Origin of the sequence: Citrobacter sp. wls717 (genome assembly GCF_005280955.1) — a bacterium.
Taxonomy (GTDB): domain Bacteria; phylum Pseudomonadota; class Gammaproteobacteria; order Enterobacterales; family Enterobacteriaceae; genus Citrobacter; species Citrobacter werkmanii.
This window is the reverse complement of sequence record NZ_SZWW01000016.1, coordinates 227,618-245,057: the sequence shown is the minus strand read 5'-3', so window position 1 is coordinate 245,057 and position 17,440 is coordinate 227,618. Positions and strand designations below refer to the sequence as shown.

Genomic DNA, 17,440 nt, shown 5'->3' with positions numbered 1-17,440 from the left:
ATTTTAACCGACGCTGTGTTCAAGACTTATGGCGAGAAGTTTTTGCGCTTCCACCGCAAATTCCAGCGGCAGTTCAGAGAACACGTCTTTACAGAAACCGTTGACGATCATCGAAATGGCATCCTCTTCGCTGATGCCGCGTTGCAGACAGTAAAACAGCTGGTCTTCACCGATGCGTGACGTCGTGGCTTCGTGCTCAAGCTGGGCGCTGTTGTTTCGACACTCGACATACGGGAAGGTATGCGCCCCGCAGTCCGCCCCGATCAACATGGAGTCGCATTGGGTATAGTTACGCGCGTTGGTGGCGGTCGGCATGATTTTTACCAGGCCGCGATAGCTGTTCTGACTCTGACCGGCGGAGATCCCTTTCGAGATGATGGTCGATTTGGTGTTCTTGCCAATGTGGATCATCTTGGTGCCGGTATCGGCCTGCTGGTGACCGCTGGTCAGCGCGACGGAGTAGAATTCACCGATAGAGTTATCGCCACGCAGAATGCAGCTTGGGTATTTCCAGGTAATAGCCGAGCCGGTTTCCGACTGCGTCCACGACATTTTGCTGTTTTCGCCTTCGCACAGCGCGCGCTTGGTGACGAAGTTCAAAATGCCGCCGGTATTACCATCACCGGGGAACCAGTTTTGCACCGTCGAGTATTTCACTTCAGCATCTTTATGGATGATAACTTCCACCACCGCCGCATGTAGCTGGTAGCTGTCGCGTACCGGAGCTGAACAACCTTCGATATAACTGACGTAGCTGCCCTCATCCGCAATCAGAATAGTGCGTTCAAACTGCCCGGTCTTTTCGGCATTAATCCGGAAGTAGGTAGAGAGTTCCATGGGACAACGCACGCCTTTCGGCACATAAATAAAGGTGCCATCAGATGCCACTGCGGCATTCAGCGCGGCGAAGAAATTATCATTACCCGGAACGACGGTTCCCAGATACTGTTTCACCAGCTCGGGATGGTCATGAATCGCCTCACCGAACGAACAGAAAATAATGCCCTGCTCTGCCAGCTTGTCGCGATAGGTTGTCGCCACCGACACCGAGTCGAAAATAGCATCAACCGCCACCTCTTTTCCTTCACGAACCGGTACCCCTAGCTGTGCAAAGGCGTCTTCTACCTCTTTGCTTAAAAAGGCATTCGCCCCTGTTTGCTGAACAGCCCCCGGTTCAGAAGCACAGGTTTCATCACAATTGCCGCAGGACGGCGCAGAGTAATAGCTGTAATCCTGATAATTCAGCTTGTCGTAGTGCGCTTTGAGCCAGTGCGGCTCTTCCATGGTGAGCCATGCGTTAAAGGCATTCAGGCGAAACTCCAGCATCCAGTCGGGTTCATTACGTTTTGCCGAAATCGCGCGCACAACGTCTTCATTGATCCCTTTTGCCAGCTCATCGGTTTGCAGTTGGGTGAAGAAGCCCTCTTTATAATTGAGGTGCCCGCCAGCCCAGGTGTTGACATCATCAGTTGCTTCAGTATTACGAGACATAGTACCGCCTATACCCCAAAACTTTCGCCACAGCCGCATTCGTTCTGGGCTTTCGGGTTATGAAATTTAAATAACTGATTTAATCCTTCGCGAACGAAATCGACTTCCGTCCCGTCGATAAACGGCATCGCCTGTAACGGCACATAAAGTCTGGCGCCATCCGATTCATACAGCAGATCGTCTTTTTCCGGCTCACGGACGGTGTCCAGCACGTAGCCGAATCCCGCGCATCCGGTTTGTTTCACACCTAAACGCACGCCCAACATACCGGGTTGTTTTGCCACCAGTTCGCGGATGTGCGCCGCAGCTGCCGGCGTTAACGTCAAACCACGCCATGCGAAATCGTCCGGGTTAAATGTTCCTGAATGCAATTCCATAGGGTTACCTCGAGTCATTAGCTTTCAAGCTATAACACCATGTTAGTGATAATGATTATCACTTCAACCCCTCAACAGCAGGGGCATTCGGGTTAATCGCCATTTTTGGCTACTTTTAATAAGCATAGACCCTGCAGCGCGGGTTATCAGAGATGGATTATTTTGTTCAATACATTGATTAATAATGGATTATGAAAATCCAATCGTTCAGGCAGGTCAAACGCCAAAAGATGTATAGGTAATACCTATTTAAGGGATTGGTTTTAAAATCTGAATAAAATCATGCAATTATTGTATAATCAGGGACTTAATATTTGCATATTACAAAACGTATTGATTTACAGGCATATTACTTACGTTAATAAAAAAGCGGTAAGCATAAACTTACCGCCCTTTAACTATTACCAGTTAACCCGAATTCCCAGGTTGCCAGCAAAACCATGCATATTACCTTCAAAATCATGCTGATATTTCATATCTGCATATAGTGAAGCATTTTTGGTAATATCACCGGTAAAACCACCGCCCACTTCATACCATTGATCTGAATAATCTTGATTAAATTTCACCGAGCTCACCGTTACATCTGGCGAACGACCAATATTAGTCAGGACATTTGCAGTTAAATATGGATGTGCTTTAGATGTTTTAACGCTATCATAACCCAGACGTCCTCCGATACGAGCAAGGCCCGAGTTATCAGACGCTGATTTAACGTAGGCAACGCCATCGTTTGTCGCATCTAAGTGAAGGTATTGATACATAAGTTGAACTTGAGGTTCCAGATATAACCCATTGGCATATTTGAATGGCTTACCTGCCTCTACGGATAGAGTTATGCCATCACCATCCTGAGTGGCATCATTACCGTAAATACTATTATATTCATTACGATAGTGAGTATACTGAGCCACAGTATCTACATATACGTCATTTGAAAAATATGAGGTGTAATAAGCCCCTACACCGTAGCCTTTGGAATTGATCTTACCTGTCGTTGTCGATCTGCCTTGATACATTCCACGAACAGAATCTTTAGCAGACGTGCTAACTTGTCCGAAAGTAGCAAATACGCCACTATGTACTCTGGTGCCATCTTCTTCAAAGTTGTTATAAAGATCGCCGCCAAGCTGAGCAAACCAGGTGTCGGCGTCATAGTTAAAACGATCTGCATTAGATTTTGTTTCACCGCCGCCAATACGTCCCCAGGCCCCCTGAGGCATATTACTTTCTTTCTTAATATTTTCCTGTTCACCGACCCTTTCATGCAAAGTACCAACGGTCTGATAGCCATACATGCGGTTTAAGTACGGGGCGATAACGTAACCAGGTACTGATGGGTTATATGATGGTTCCGATGTTGGGGCCGGAGTCGGATTTGGCGTCGGCTCCGGAGTTGGGTTTGGCGTCGGATTTGGCGTCGGCTCAGGGGTTGGATTCGGCGTCGGCTCCTCGGTCGGTTCTGGGGTAGGCTCTAAAGTCGAGCGCAAATACCATCCATTTCCGGATTGGCCGCCGTTATACGCCAGATATTCATAAGCGCCTGCGACAACAGGTTTTGATAGCGTTACCGAGCTCGTATCCTGACCACTGATAGAAGCAAGTTTAATACCATCGTTTACCGTGAGCGCCCCCGCTCCACCAATCTGATTGATATTAATCGTATGGCTACCGGCAGCATCACCATTAACTACAATTCTGTCAGAAACTGTATTAGCGTCGCCTTCATTAAGAACCGTATTAAAAGTTATCGTTCCATTATTTCCGGAGAATGAATTCGTCGTGATGGTCTTAACATCATTAACGCCACTGCTTTGAAAGTTAATCAAAGCACTATTTAAGGTAATAGCCGCAGAATTTGAATCGCCCGTCACATTCCACTGGCTTCCATTGGCAATGTTTAGATTTGTCATATCAACAGCTTTACCTGTCCAGACAGAGCCATTGTTAAGCGAAAGCGAAGCCGTCGATGATGAGGTATTAATTGCATCCCCCGACACAACAGAGTTAGCATCGGCATTGACTTCTAACGCCGCTGCCCCCGTGTTTTGAATAAACACGCCGTTATTAACGGTGGAATTAACCTCATTTAACTGGATGGTCCCATTGCCTTCTATAGCGTAGATAGACTCACCGGCAAGAGATGATAATGCACCGCCAGTCATTGAAAGCGTCGACACGCCGCGATTCTGCAAAATTGCCGGGCTTTGGATGCTATTAGTCGTATTTACTGTTGTATTAGTAAGAACGACATCCCCACCCTCAAGAGAAACACCTGGCGAATAGTTACCTTTCGTCTCTAACGCACTATCCGTGACGTTAATCTTGCCACCAGATACCGCCCGTACCGCCGCTGAAATATGATTCTCGGTAAGTATATTTGAGTTACTAATATTGGCGATGGCACCATCCCTCGTCATAACGCCTGCAGCGGATGAATTTTTTGTGTTTATATTGCTATCAACAACGTTCAGGGTAGCCCCTTCTTTTATCGCGTATGCACCAAGCGCACCCACTCCAGCAGTTGAAATGTTAGTATTGGTGAGCGAGATGCTTGTCGGATTATTCAAATCACCGCTGCCATCTACATAGGCGCCATGAATGTTTGCACCTGTCGTGTTGATATTTATGGCATCTGTACCCTGGATTGAGACACTGCTTGCGGATGCAGCATAAATCGCAGATGTTGTGAAGATGGATGATGATGAATTCTTTTCGATGGTGCCAGTACCTGACAATGTGATTGTACTGCTGTCTGTAGCAGATATAGCAGAAGCATCATCGCCAGTACTCACAATATTGAACCGATCGCGAACGTCAACGTTACTATTATCTTGAGCAACTATCGCTGAAGAACCACTTCCGGTGGAATTAACACTTAACAGCCCCTGTGAGCTAACGTTGCCTGAACTCGTGGCATAGATGCCAAAAGATTCGTCGCCTGTCGTGTTGATTGAAACTCCATTGAGCTGTGAATCACCGCCAGCGATAACTGAAATACCGTTTGCAGTCGCCCCACTGGTCGTAATGGATGAATTTTGTATCACACCTGCACTATTGCTGCCGAGGAACTTAATACCATCGGCATCTGTCCCGGAGGTCGTTACGGTCGAGTCACTAAGTAAAAAATCATCCCCAACAAATACCCCATTTGCATTTGCACCCGATGTGGAGATAGCTAAGTTGCTTCCATGGACGGAAGTCCCCACTCCGTTAGCATCCATTGAGATACCATGCGCAGTATCGCCAACGGTTTTAATATTTAATTTAGAGGATGAGGTGCCATTAAGCTCGATACTGGCCCCATTTGATGCATTCACTGCAGACGAATTGACTCCTCCACCAGAAGGTAAAAGAGAGGATGTCTGAATCAAGCCTCCGGCATTAACAATTACACTGGTTCCGTTTCCGCTAGCTTCTATTGCGCTATATGGGCCATTGGCAGATGCATCGTTGTTAGCCGTTACGTTTAACGTCCCGGCGGAAACATCAACTTTGCCGCCGTTTAAGGCATATATTCCATACGAACTTCCATTTGCTGTGATGTTAAGGTCCCCCTGGCTTGTTACCGAAGAACCTGTACCATCCACTTTAATTCCGGATGAATCGCCGCCAGAAGTCGTAATAGTTGAAACGCCGTTGAGATTAACCGTCCCGCCAGATTGAGCAAGAACGCCCTCAGAGTTACCTCCGGTCGTGACAATATTTAATGCCCCAGGCGAAGTAATTGTTCCTGCATTCAAAGCAAATAACTCTGGAGTATCAGAAGTACTGCTTGACGATGAATAGCCTGCAAGCACATTAGTTGATGTGTTATCGGCTATCGTTTGCGCCTTAGCGATCTCAGTTGATGTTGAGAATAGAAGACCAATCATTATTGATACTTTTGATAACCTGGTGTTTAAGCAAGACATCGACGCTCCTTAATTCCCATATCTCTAAAACCCCACTACATTTGCAGTGAAGTTCATTTTCTTAAGAGGTGTAATTACTTGAACGATCCTGGAGAATAGTAATAGCTCATGGCATAACTAAGTTATGTATAGCCCCATGGTTTAGAAACATCAAGTTACACAGTTTTACGCCACGAGTATACCCTGGTTATTAAAGCTATCAATTTCCAACCAGCATGAAAAATCCTAAACTTTTTAATGCGGCAAATAGGTTCAGATTTAATATCCTGTTGTTTTATATCTATTACTTTCCTTTACATCCTTATCCTTGTCGTCCTGTTTTCGTTTTTATCTTGTCCTGACATACATAACAGACACCGTAACTAACATTTCTTTGACCGGCAGACCAGGTATATATTAACCATTTGATATATATGAAATTCCCCAGCCCACCGCTAACCGCATATTCCTGTTTATAACGATGCAGTCGCGAACAGGATCGTCGTCAATAAGTAATACGTTTGAAATTCTGCAGGCATTACGGCGCATTGCAACGTAACTCCCGATTTAATAACGGAATAAATTATTTCTCGCTTAACGAATTGCCTCTCGCCCCTCTCGCTATGTAAATTTATGTAAAGAGAAGATTCAAATGACACAATCAGGAATAGAACACATAAGAACCTTGTGGATATATAATTCACAAAATAGAGAGAGGACAGAACATTAAACCAGACATAAACGCAAAACCAAGATTAAAACATTAAAAAAACGAGCAAGTACAAATGCTTGAACCACAAAACGACCTTATATTACATAATAATTTCATTTAATTTCATTAAGTTACCATTTCAATATGGAATTAATTATTTTCCCATATTGCAAGGAAAGTATTCCCCATGTGAATATACTTACATCGTGAGTACTCATTGAACATTGATACTAAAATTCCACTTTTATGATGAGAATCCTGCGTATGATGAAGCCAAATGATGAAATGAAGTTAATTATCTCCAAATGGTTATCATCCGGTGCCGCGCGTATCATAATAAAAAGCGAAATTGGAATTGAGCGTACTTTAGGCGTTAAGCCGAATAATACTGACTTCGTCTTTCTGACTGAAGGAGCGATGGATATCAGGAGAACAAGGGACGACCTGGTATTCTGTACTGCGCTTGCGCCCTATATTATGAGCGGGACCGACCATCCTGAAAGTGAAGCGTACTTTTATGGTGAGATACGGGCTCATTCAGTAGCATATCGGATTAAAAAAGAAACCGCATTGAATTTAGTGGAAAAGTTCAATTTATTCAAAGAATTGTGGATAGTTGAAAAGTATAAATCTCAAGCCATATGGCGCAGAGATGCCAACCTCAATGGCGCATCAGTTAAAGTGGCAATCGGAGAGCTGATTACCGTTCTTAGTATGCTCCCACCAGAGTTTAGAAAATCAATCTCTGTTTATAAATTTCTTCAGGAAAGAACAAAGTATTCAAAAAGTACAATAATGCGTGTCGTAAACCATTACAGAGATAATGGCCAACTAGATATTAAAAATGGAATACTTATTGAATGGATTCCTAAAGAAAAAGGATAAACACTATGGGATTTCATATACATACTTACTGTGCCTATACCCGGCAGGGGGTTTTGGGCCTCATTGATGAAATATTTGAAACTTCACAACCCGATGAGGTCATTCATATTTTCGATCTCATCGAAAACCCACATCCAATCTTACTATTAAATAAAATAAAAAATTACATGCGGATTACATTAGATGAACCGCAGAAAATAATAGCTATATGCAATAAACAGACAGCAGATTTTCTGCGTAAATTCAGCATACTATGCATTACACCGACAGAATCAATATTAAACTGGGTGGATATTCTAAAAAAAGCAAAGGCGTATACTAAGTGGTCTGTAGCCAGCATTCCAGAACTGGAGCATCATTACGCTTCAAAGCCTCTGACAAATAAGGATTTTTTTATTCTTGAGCATTTGTGTCAGGGTTATTCATTTTCTGAAATCTCTGAACTAAGTGGTTTGAATGCAAAGATAGTTTATGCCAGACTCAGTAAAATTAAATGTGAATTTAACTTAGAAAGGAATAACATCCATCTCGCTTACACTTTTATTTTAGAGTCAAGAACAAACTATTTTCATTGTGGCAGACAGTCCAATTATCATCTTTAAAGGCACATAGAAATTAAGCGCTTACAGTCTCAGCAGCAATGCATTATTATGCGGAACAGTGCAAATAACAAAAAACCCTTAAGTCTGCTTGCTGGCAGGCTTAAGGGTTCCGGCCCCATCCGGCGCTTATCTCCGGCACTCGTAATGGCTTAGCTCTTGAAGGGGCATAAGAATAATCTCACTCCCGGATAAGTTTTGTTTAACACAAATTGCGGTTTGATTGTTTTTTGAGCGCAGTCAATGACATAATTCGCGCGTTGTTTCACTAATTGCGTCTAACAACAAGCGTAACCCCGCAGGCTGATGCTCACGAGAAAGATACAACCCGTATATTGGCAGGCGTTTAGGCTGTAGCTCTGGCAGTAACCGAACTAACTTTCCCTGCGCCAACCCTTCTCGCGCTTCCGGCTCCGGTACCAGCGCAATGCCCATACCCGCCAGCGCCGACTCACAGAGCAGCGAAGAGATCCCGGCGCTCAAATTCCCTTTGATCGCAACAGAAACCGTCTGCCCTTGTACATCGAAAAAGTGCCAGGATTTTCCGGCAAAGTCGCTGTAATAGAGGCAGTTATGCTGCGTAAGATCGTCGAGCGTTTCAGGAGTGCCATGTTGATGCAGATAATCGACAGACGCACACAGCACGGATTCACAGTCCCCCAATCGACGGGCGATGGTCCCAGGCTCGGGGGTATCCGTAATGCGGATCGCCACATCGATGCGTTCCCCGACCAGACTTACCGGTTGATTATTAATCTCAACCTCAATGCGCAGTTGCGGATACCGCGCCAGAAAAGTGGGCAGCACCGGAGCAAGAATATGCATCGCGGTATAGTGCGCGCAAGCGACACGTAGCGTACCGGAAGGTATTTGCGCGGCACTGGCGGCAGCAATATCCAGCGAAAGTTGCGCCAGAGAACGCGTTTTCACTAACGCTTCTTCTCCGGCTGGCGTGATCGTCAGGCGACGCGACGACCGATGGATAAGCCTTGCCCCCGCCCATTTTTCCATTTCGTCGAGGTAACGACTAACCATCGGTCTGGAAAGCCCCAGCGCTCGCGCGGCGGCGCTTAAGCTGCCCAAATCACAGATATGGTTGAATACCGTTGCCGCCATTACTCTGTCCATTGCATCCCATCCGATCGTTTTAAGAAACTCAGCATACCCTGATACAGGAATTCTAACAGATGCAAATATCCTTAAAATACGCGAACTATCAAAAGACAATTTCCTGCACAAGGTTACCTGGTATGAATGTTAAAACTCTGGCTCTGCTGTTACCCCTGTTCTCCTCTTCACTCTTTGCCGCCCCGCTCCAGCTGGACGTCTACAACCCGCAGGATAAGGCTATTTTCCCGGTCTCCTCGACGCTGGTTTCAGGACCGAAAGAAGCGATTTTGTTTGATGCGCAGTTCAGCACCAAAGATGGCGAACAACTGGTACAGATGATTCACGCCAGCGGTAAAACGCTGAAAGCCATCGTAATCACCTCCGGCGATCCGGATTTCTATTTCGGTCTGCAGCCCCTCGTCAACGCCTTCCCACAGGTAAAAGTGCTGGCAACACCGCATGTGGTTGAGCATATCCGCGCCACGAAAGAGGCCAAACTGCAGTTATGGGGCCCGCAAATGAAGGACGGCGCGCCAACATCACTCACCGTGCCGCAAGCCACCACACAAACGCGTTTCACGGTTGATGGCGAAACGCTGGAACTTCGCCATCCCAACGATTATGCGGCGTATGTCTGGATCCCGGCGAACCGCGCAATCATTGGCGGTACCGGCGTGGCTTCGGGGATCCATGTCTGGACGGCGGATACACAATCTGCTGAACAGCGTTCCGCGTGGCGCAATGTGTTAAGCGAGATGCAGAACTTACAGCCCGCTCAGGTGGTCCCGGGGCATTATATTGGCGAACGCCCGACAGGCGATAAAGCGATTCGCTTCACCCGGGACTATTTGCAGTCATTTGAACAAGCGTTAAGCGCGAATAAAGGTTCAGCTTACGTGGTTAAAACCATGACGTCGGCATGGCCAGGTCTGGCGGACGCCAGCTCTCTGGAGCTAAGCGCGAAGGTCAATACCGGTGAGATGAAGTGGTAAACAAGATTTAACGCCAAAAATAACCCCGAACGCATGTCGGGGTTACATTACAATAAGCATACCGGAATCAATGAACGCCCATGCGCCAGGCAAAATAGATCTCTTCTTTCAGTTCAGTTGAAGAGAGCGTCAATAAATCCGCAAACTCCAGCTCAAGCTGTTTCAGTCTTTTCAGGTACTGAGCCGGTGAAAGATCGGTTTTATCACGACGTAAAAACTCTATTGCCAGTTGGGCCGGGTCTAATTGGGTAGACATATCATCCTCGCTTGTGTTCAAAACCTGCACAGTATAACACCATTCACTGCGCAGATAATGACCAAAAGCAATATGCATCACAAAATAGCGGTCGTCAGACGCGATGTGCAACACAATCGCCCTTGCTCATCGAAGATTTCGATTTGCCATACCTGATGGCGAGAGCCGGTATGAATGGCGCTACACACGCCTCTGACACGCCCTTCCCGCGCAGAGCGAACATGGTTGGCATTAACCTCAAGGCCCACCACTTTTTGTTCTCCCTGAGTGCACAGGTAACCGGCCACTGAACCAATGCTTTCCGCCAACACCACCGATGCACCGCCATGTAGTAAACCAAAAGGTTGTTTGGTGCGATGGTCCACCGGCATTGTGGCCTCCAGGGTATCGTCGCCAATATGTTCAAAGCGAATGTCGAGCAACCCCACCATATTTCCTTCACCCATGGCATTGAGCGCCTCAAGAGTGACTTCACGTTTCCAGATCATCCTATAATCTCCAGCAGTGCCTGTAATGGATGGCGAACGCCCGTGCCTTCAACGCGTTTAACCTGGCTACGACAGGAATATCCGGTAGCCAGACAACGATTTCGCGGCAGTCGTTGCATTGCCTGGTGCCATGATAGCTCATAGATCCCCAGTGAGTTCTGGTGATTTTTCATTTCGTGCCCATAAGTGCCAGCCATGCCGCAGCACCCCACGCTGACGTTCTCCAGCCTGGCGCCAAAACGGGCAAAAATAGCTGCCCACTGCGCAGGCGCGCCTGGCAGGGCCGTCACTTCGGTACAATGACCAAAGAAATACCACGGCTCACCGGCAATAGCAGCTGGCTGCTGTGACGCCACAACGGTAGATAACCATTCGTTGACCAGCAATACATGGAAATCCCCCCGCTGTTCTCCAAGCGCCAGCTTGTATTCATCGCGATAACAGAGCACCAGCGCCGGATCAACACCCACCATTGGAATATTCAGCTTCGCCACCCGGTTGAGAAACTCAGATGTCTTTTTCGCTGTTTTGGCAAAACGGTTTAAAAAGCCTTTAATGTGCTGCGCTTTGCCGTTTGGCGAGAACGGCAGCAGTACCGGCTGTAAGCCCAGTTTTTCTACCAGACGGATAAAATCAGCCACCACCTGCGCATCGTAATAGCTGGTGAACGGATCCTGTACCACCAGCACCATACGGGCTTTTTGTTCCGGGCTGAGTAATTCGAGCTGCTCCAGTGTCATGTTCGCAGAACGATGACCAACCAACTGACGTTGCAGCGACGGCGCAGACAACAACGGTAAATCCACCATACCGATGTGCTTTTTAGCCAGATTACGCACCAGCGGCTGATTGATGAAGAAATTAAACGTTTTGGGCGCACGCGCCATTAGCGGCGCATAACTCTCAACGGTCGCCACCATATGATCGCGCAACGGTCGCAGATAACGCGTGTGGTACAGTTGCAGGAAGCGCGAGCGGAACTCCGGTACATCAATTTTAATCGGACATTGCGTGGAACAGGCTTTACACGCCAGACAACCGGACATCGCCTCTTTGACTTCATGCGAGAAATCGTATTCGCCCTTACGCGCATGCCAGCTGTTACGGGTGCGGGCAATCAGCGTGCGTAAACTGGCGCGTTTTTCCGGTAGCTCTTTTTCCAGCTGTATCGGGTCAATTCCGCGATCCGCCAACAGACGCAGCCATTCACGTACCAGCGTGGCACGGCCTTTCGGCGAGTGGATTCGGTTGAGGCTGATTTTCATCGACGGGCACATGGGGCTTTTCGCATCAAAGTTAAAGCATAACCCGTTGCCGTTACACTCCATTGCTCCGCGCCACTCTTGCCGCACCGCCAATGGGATCTGTCGGTCATAAGTCCCTCGCTTGACGGCATCCACTTTCATCATTGGCGCGTCAACGTCTTCCGGTGGACAGATTTTCCCCGGGTTCAGCCGGTTTTGCGGATCAAATACCGACTTCACTTTGCGCAATTCGCGATACAGTTCGTCACCGAAAAACGCCGGACTGTATTCTGCACGAAAACCTTTCCCGTGTTCGCCCCACAGCAGACCACCATATTTTGCCGTCAGCGCGACCACATCGTCAGAAATGCGTTTCATCAGCACTTCTTGCTGCGGGTCACACATATCCAGCGCCGGTCTGACATGCAGCACGCCGGCATCCACGTGGCCAAACATGCCATAACTCAGACCGTGGCTGTCGAGCAGCGCACGGAACTCGGCAATATAGTCAGCCAGATGCTCCGGTGGAACGCAGGTATCTTCGGCGAACGGAATAGGCTTCGCGGAACCTTTCGCATTTCCCAGCAAACCGACGGCTTTTTTACGCATGGCGTAAATGCGCTCCACGCCCGCGAGTTCAGTACACAGCTGCCAACCAATGACACCGGCCTCCTGACGGGCAATTAAGCCGTCCAGGCGTTCGCACAGCGCCCTGACCTGAGCATCAATCAATGCTTCATCGTCACCCGCAAATTCGACGATATTCAGGCCCAGCATTTCTTTATCCGGTACGTCGGTAATCAACTCACTTACCGAATGCCAGACGATATCTTCCCGCGCCAGATTAAGCACTTTGGAGTCAACGGTTTCTACCGAGAGTGCGCGCGCTTCCACCATAACCGGGGCGTTACGCAATGCTGAATCAAACGAGTCATACTTGACGTTGACCAACTGCCTGACTTTGGGCAACGGTGTGATATCCAGGCGCGCTTCGGTAATAAACGCCAGCGTACCTTCTGAACCGGTAAGAATGCGGGTTAAATCAAACTCGGTCATCTCGTCGTTGAAGACGTGTCGGAGATCGTAACCAGTAAGGAAGCGATTGAGTTTGGGGAATTTATCAAGAATAAGCTGCCGATTATCACGACACCGCTCATACACCGTCTTATAGATGCGGCCAATAGTGGTATTGCTGTTGCCCAGCGTTTGGGCGAGTTCGACCGGCATTGGCTGAGTATCAAGAATATCGCCGCCCATCAGCACCGCGCGGATACCCAGCACGTGATCGGAGGTTTTACCGTAAACCAACGAACCTTGTCCGGATGCGTCGGTATTGATCATCCCGCCCAACGTTGCCCGGTTACTGGTGGATAATTCCGGGGCAAAGAAATAGCCGTAAGGCTTCAGAAACTGGTTGAGCTGATCTTTGATTACCCCGGCTTCGACCCGCACCCAACCTTCCTGCGGGTTGATTTCAATAATGCGACTCATATAACGGGACATATCAACAATAATGCCCTGATTCAGCGCCTGACCGTTCGTCCCGGTACCGCCGCCGCGCGGGGTAAAAATCAACGACGAAAAAAGAGGTTCAGCCGCCAGACGGGCGATCAGCGCCACATCTGCCGTTGAACGCGGGAAAACCACAGCATCAGGAAGCAACTGATAGATACTGTTATCCGTCGACATTGTCAGCCGATCGGCGTAGCTCGTTGCCGTATCGCCCGTGAATCCTTGCTGCTCCAGCGCCTGCAAAAAATTGAGCACCAGTTGAACGACACCTGGCGCCTGAGAAATTTGTGGAATCATTATAGTGACCCTTTCCTGCGGTCTGTGTTGTGAATTTAATCGTTTGCGTGTTGCTTTGTTTGTTGTATCACATTTTTTTCTAATACGCTCAGCAGATTTACAGGCAGAATCCGCCTGTTCAAAACCGCTGAAATTGCTCATCATTACAGGGTGTGATTTAAGTGTTCACGTCGCGTCAACGTTCTGACGCAAAGACAAAGGTGAAAAGTATTTATGGTAAATTTTCGTCAGCCCAGGGATATTGCACAAGTGCTGCTAACGGTGCTGTTTTTAGCCATCATGATTGTGGCCTGTCTCTGGATTGTGCAGCCCTTTATCCTCGGTTTTGCATGGGCGGGTACGGTGGTCATCGCAACCTGGCCTATCCTGTTACGCTTGCAAAAACTGCTGTGGGGACGCCGTTCACTGGCGGTGCTGGTAATGACCCTGCTGTTGGTAATGTTGTTTATCATTCCTATTGCGCTGCTGGTTAATAGCATTGTTGATGGCAGCGGACCGTTGATCCATGCCGTCACTGCTGGCGATATGACGCTGCCGGATCTGGCATGGTTGAACAGCATTCCGTTGGTGGGAGCCAAAATGTATGGCGCATGGCACAGCCTGCTGGATATGGGCGGCGCAGCCATTATGGCCAAAGTTCGGCCTTATGTCGGCGCCACAACGACCTGGTTTGTCGGTCAGGCTGCGCATATTGGTCGCTTTATGATGCATTGTGGCCTGATGCTGCTATTCAGCGCCCTGCTGTACTGGCGTGGTGAGCAGGTGGCGTTAGGGATCCGTCATTTCGCGTGTCGACTGGCATCTAAACGCGGTGATGCCGCCATTCTGCTGGCGGCGCAGGCCATTCGCGCTGTTGCGTTAGGTGTTGTGGTTACGGCTCTGGTACAGGCGGTCCTCGGCGGCATTGGTCTGGCGGTAACCGGCGTGCCGTATGCGACGCTGCTGGCAGTATTAATGATCCTCTCCTGCCTGGTACAACTGGGGCCGCTGCCGGTGCTGGTCCCGGCCATTATCTGGTTGTACTGGACCGGGGATTCAACCTGGGGCACCGTGCTGCTGGTGTGGAGCGGTGTGGTTGGAACGCTGGATAACGTCATTCGCCCAATGTTGATTCGTATGGGCGCCGATTTGCCGCTGCTCCTTATCCTTTCTGGCGTCATCGGTGGATTAATTGCATTCGGCATGATTGGTCTGTTTATCGGCCCGGTAGTCCTGGCTGTGTCCTGGCGTCTGTTCTCTGCCTGGGTGAATGAAGCGCCTGCGCCGGGGAGCGATCCGGACGAACTCCTCGCAGAAATTGAAAGCAATAAGTAATCCAACGTCAGGCGGCATTGCCGCCTGATTGTTTAGTAATGTTAATCTATCCCGTCCCGGTACTGAGTTAAACCGAACGGTACTCTCCTCGCAGCACTCATTTATGTCGCAAATTCTTTACAGTTTTTAAACTATTGAGATGAATCTGATCGACGCGAAAAATCAGTATGCCTACTATTAGCTCAAGGCTGTAGATCAACACATTGATTTATAAGCATGGAATTCCCCTGAGTGAAACAACGAATTGCTGTGTGTAGTCTTTGCCCATCTCCCACGATGGGCTTTTTTTTGTCCTTCACTCACCTCTGCACTCGACTGGCTGCAAAACTCAGTACCTCTTCCCTGCTATACAACAAATAATATTGCACAAGATACTGTGACTCTCTTCAAGCCGAAATATCCACAGCAATGCTATTACTATTCCACCGTCTTTTATGAGGTAATCAAATAATGAACGCATTGGAACTGCAGGCTATCCGCCATATTTTTGCTATGACGGTGGAAGAAAGCGCGATGTATATCTCGCGTGATAATAATGTTGCCGCATGGCAACAATGGGAAAATGGCGATAGGGAAATCCCGGAGTACATCGCGCACATTTGTAAAGAAATGAAAGCCAGACGGAAAGTAAGAATTAATGCAGTTATCGACAAAATTAATAACCGCATTGGTAATAACACTATGCGTTTTTTCCCCGATCTGAACTCATTTCAGACGGTTTATCACCACAACGATTTCCTCGACTGGAAAATCTATCAATCGGCTGCTGTTGAGCTCTACGCTCACGACCTTGAGCGTTTGTGTTAAGCATTTACAACGCCATACCAATTTAGCCTCTTCGCTGAGTAACACATTATGAAAAACACCTATTTCTCCACTGCGATAGGGCTGTACTTTAATTACCTGGTCCACGGCATGGGGGTCATTCTGATGAGCCTCAATATGTCTTCGCTTGAACACCAGTGGCAAACCAACGCCGCGGGCGTCTCGATCGTTATTTCCTCGCTGGGCATCGGTCGTTTAAGTGTCTTATTAATGGCTGGCATGCTCTCCGACCGCTATGGCCGCCGACCGTTTATTATTTTCGGCATGATCTGCTACCTGATTTTCTTTGTTGGCATCATCAATACGCATAGTATTTTTATCGCCTATGCCTTTGGCTTTCTGGCGGGAATGGCCAACAGTTTTCTCGATGCCGGAACCTATCCCAGCCTGATGGAGGCGTTTCCCCGATCGCCCAGTACAGCCAATATATTAATAAAAGCCTTCGTCTCCAGCGGCCAGTTTCTGCTACCTATGATTATCAGTTTGTTGGTGTGGGCCGAGCTTTGGTTTGGCTGGTCCTTCCTGCTGGCGGCCGCCATTATGATAATCAACGGCGTGTTTTTGTTTCGCTGTCGCTTCCCGGCGCATCCAGGAAATCGAACTTCCATCAAGGCATTACCTGCTAAACGGGAAACACAACAATCTGAACATCGTTGTTCGATTCTCGATCTTGCCTGTTACACTCTGTATGGCTATATCGCCATGGCGACATTTTATCTGGTAAGCCAGTGGCTGGCGCAGTACGGACAGTTTGTTGCTGGCATGCCTTATACGTTATCTATCAAATTGTTAAGCATTTACACCTGCGGCTCTTTGCTGTGCGTATTGATTACTGCTCCACTGGCGCGCAAAGCGGAACGCGCGACATTGTTGTTGATGCTGTACACCTTTATTTCATTTATTGCGCTGCTGGTGGTTTGCCTGCACCCGACACCCTACGTGGTTATCACCTTTGCGTTTGTCATTGGATTTTCTTCAGCCGGAGGCGTGGTGCAAATCGGTTTAACGCTGATGGCGGCACGCTTTCCACATGCAAAGGGTAAAGCGACCGGCATTTACTACAGCGCGGGCAGCATTGCGACTTTCACCATTCCGCTGATCACAGCAAGAATCTCTGAGACCAGCATTGCTCATATCATGTGGTTTGATGCCGGTATCGCCGCGGTCGGTTTCCTGTTGGCGCTGTTTATTGGGTATCGCAGCCGCGCCGCATTAAAACATCAACTAAAAATGGCGACGGTCGCAGAATAACGGGGATGCAATATTGTTCATCCCTTCTGCAACATAATTGGCTGCCCTTTTAAATTATCAGCGAAAAGTCATCAGGAAGAATTAAATTCACAGTTTAAGATGCAAAATACCTGGTAAGTTAAACGCCATGCTATGTAGGTAATGTGTCTACTGAACGGTATATTAAGCACAAGGTCGCCGAAATTTAAAAATAT

Annotated in this window: 13 protein-coding genes and 1 other RNA gene; 7 read left to right on the top strand and 7 right to left on the bottom strand. The window is 47.9% G+C overall.

What is annotated here, in order from left to right; translation table 11 throughout:
* Nucleotides 1-3 precede the first annotated feature (3 nt).
* The 3 genes from sufB to FDX09_RS11195 form a co-directional block, all read right to left on the bottom strand.
* Nucleotides 4-1,491, bottom strand: coding sequence for a Fe-S cluster assembly protein SufB (gene sufB / locus FDX09_RS11205; protein ID WP_038640262.1), 1,488 nt, complete (start codon nucleotides 1,489-1,491; stop codon nucleotides 4-6).
* Nucleotides 1,492-1,499: 8 nt separating this feature from the next.
* Nucleotides 1,500-1,868: a Fe-S cluster assembly scaffold SufA gene (gene sufA / locus FDX09_RS11200; RefSeq protein WP_038640259.1), complete on the bottom strand. Its 369-nt coding sequence runs from the start codon at nucleotides 1,866-1,868 to the stop codon at nucleotides 1,500-1,502.
* 401 nt (nucleotides 1,869-2,269) lie between these two features.
* A complete protein-coding gene (locus FDX09_RS11195) occupies nucleotides 2,270-5,782 on the bottom strand; it encodes an autotransporter outer membrane beta-barrel domain-containing protein (protein WP_137347213.1) in 3,513 nt (1,170 codons plus the stop codon).
* Nucleotides 5,783-6,737: 955 nt separating this feature from the next.
* Between FDX09_RS11195 and FDX09_RS11190 the strand changes: the two genes are divergently transcribed.
* Nucleotides 6,738-7,358: a helix-turn-helix domain-containing protein gene (locus tag FDX09_RS11190; protein ID WP_161668284.1), complete on the top strand. Its 621-nt coding sequence runs from the start codon at nucleotides 6,738-6,740 to the stop codon at nucleotides 7,356-7,358.
* 5 nt (nucleotides 7,359-7,363) lie between these two features.
* Nucleotides 7,364-7,960: a hypothetical protein gene (locus FDX09_RS11185; protein WP_137347212.1), complete on the top strand. Its 597-nt coding sequence runs from the start codon at nucleotides 7,364-7,366 to the stop codon at nucleotides 7,958-7,960.
* 237 nt (nucleotides 7,961-8,197) lie between these two features.
* On the opposite strand, the gene FDX09_RS11180 is transcribed toward FDX09_RS11185, so the two are convergent.
* Nucleotides 8,198-9,085: a LysR family transcriptional regulator gene (locus tag FDX09_RS11180; protein ID WP_137347211.1), complete on the bottom strand. Its 888-nt coding sequence runs from the start codon at nucleotides 9,083-9,085 to the stop codon at nucleotides 8,198-8,200.
* Between the two features lie 122 nt (nucleotides 9,086-9,207).
* Here FDX09_RS11180 and FDX09_RS11175 point away from each other — a divergent pair, with 122 nt between their 5' ends.
* Complete coding sequence (locus FDX09_RS11175; RefSeq protein ID WP_137347210.1) at nucleotides 9,208-10,059, top strand: Vmh family MBL fold metallo-hydrolase; 852 nt, start codon at nucleotides 9,208-9,210, stop codon at nucleotides 10,057-10,059.
* Between the two features lie 67 nt (nucleotides 10,060-10,126).
* On the opposite strand, the gene FDX09_RS11170 is transcribed toward FDX09_RS11175, so the two are convergent.
* From FDX09_RS11170 to FDX09_RS11160, 3 genes are all read right to left on the bottom strand, one after another.
* The gene (locus FDX09_RS11170; protein WP_029139522.1) at nucleotides 10,127-10,315 is read right to left on the bottom strand and encodes a YdiH family protein; all 189 of its coding nucleotides are present in this window, start codon (nucleotides 10,313-10,315) and stop codon (nucleotides 10,127-10,129) included.
* 77 nt (nucleotides 10,316-10,392) lie between these two features.
* Nucleotides 10,393-10,803, bottom strand: coding sequence for a 1,4-dihydroxy-2-naphthoyl-CoA hydrolase (menI, locus tag FDX09_RS11165; protein ID WP_042308766.1), 411 nt, complete (start codon nucleotides 10,801-10,803; stop codon nucleotides 10,393-10,395).
* Entirely contained in the window at nucleotides 10,800-13,856 is a 3,057-nt protein-coding gene (locus FDX09_RS11160) for an FAD-binding and (Fe-S)-binding domain-containing protein (protein ID WP_137347209.1), read from the bottom strand. The genes menI and FDX09_RS11160 overlap by 4 nt, the downstream gene beginning before the upstream one ends.
* 213 nt (nucleotides 13,857-14,069) lie before the next feature.
* Here FDX09_RS11160 and ydiK point away from each other — a divergent pair, with 213 nt between their 5' ends.
* From ydiK to FDX09_RS11140, 4 genes are all read left to right on the top strand, one after another.
* On the top strand, nucleotides 14,070-15,170 hold the full coding sequence (ydiK, locus tag FDX09_RS11155; protein ID WP_038640243.1) for an AI-2E family transporter YdiK: 1,101 nt from the start codon (nucleotides 14,070-14,072) through the stop codon (nucleotides 15,168-15,170).
* Between the two features lie 184 nt (nucleotides 15,171-15,354).
* Nucleotides 15,355-15,462, top strand: an RNA gene (gene rprA, locus FDX09_RS11150) — antisense sRNA RprA.
* Nucleotides 15,463-15,620: 158 nt separating this feature from the next.
* Entirely contained in the window at nucleotides 15,621-15,977 is a 357-nt protein-coding gene (locus FDX09_RS11145; protein ID WP_137347208.1) for a YdiL family protein, read from the top strand.
* Between the two features lie 48 nt (nucleotides 15,978-16,025).
* Nucleotides 16,026-17,246, top strand: coding sequence for an MFS transporter (locus FDX09_RS11140; RefSeq protein ID WP_137347207.1), 1,221 nt, complete (start codon nucleotides 16,026-16,028; stop codon nucleotides 17,244-17,246).
* The last annotated feature ends 194 nt before the right edge of the window (nucleotides 17,247-17,440 follow it).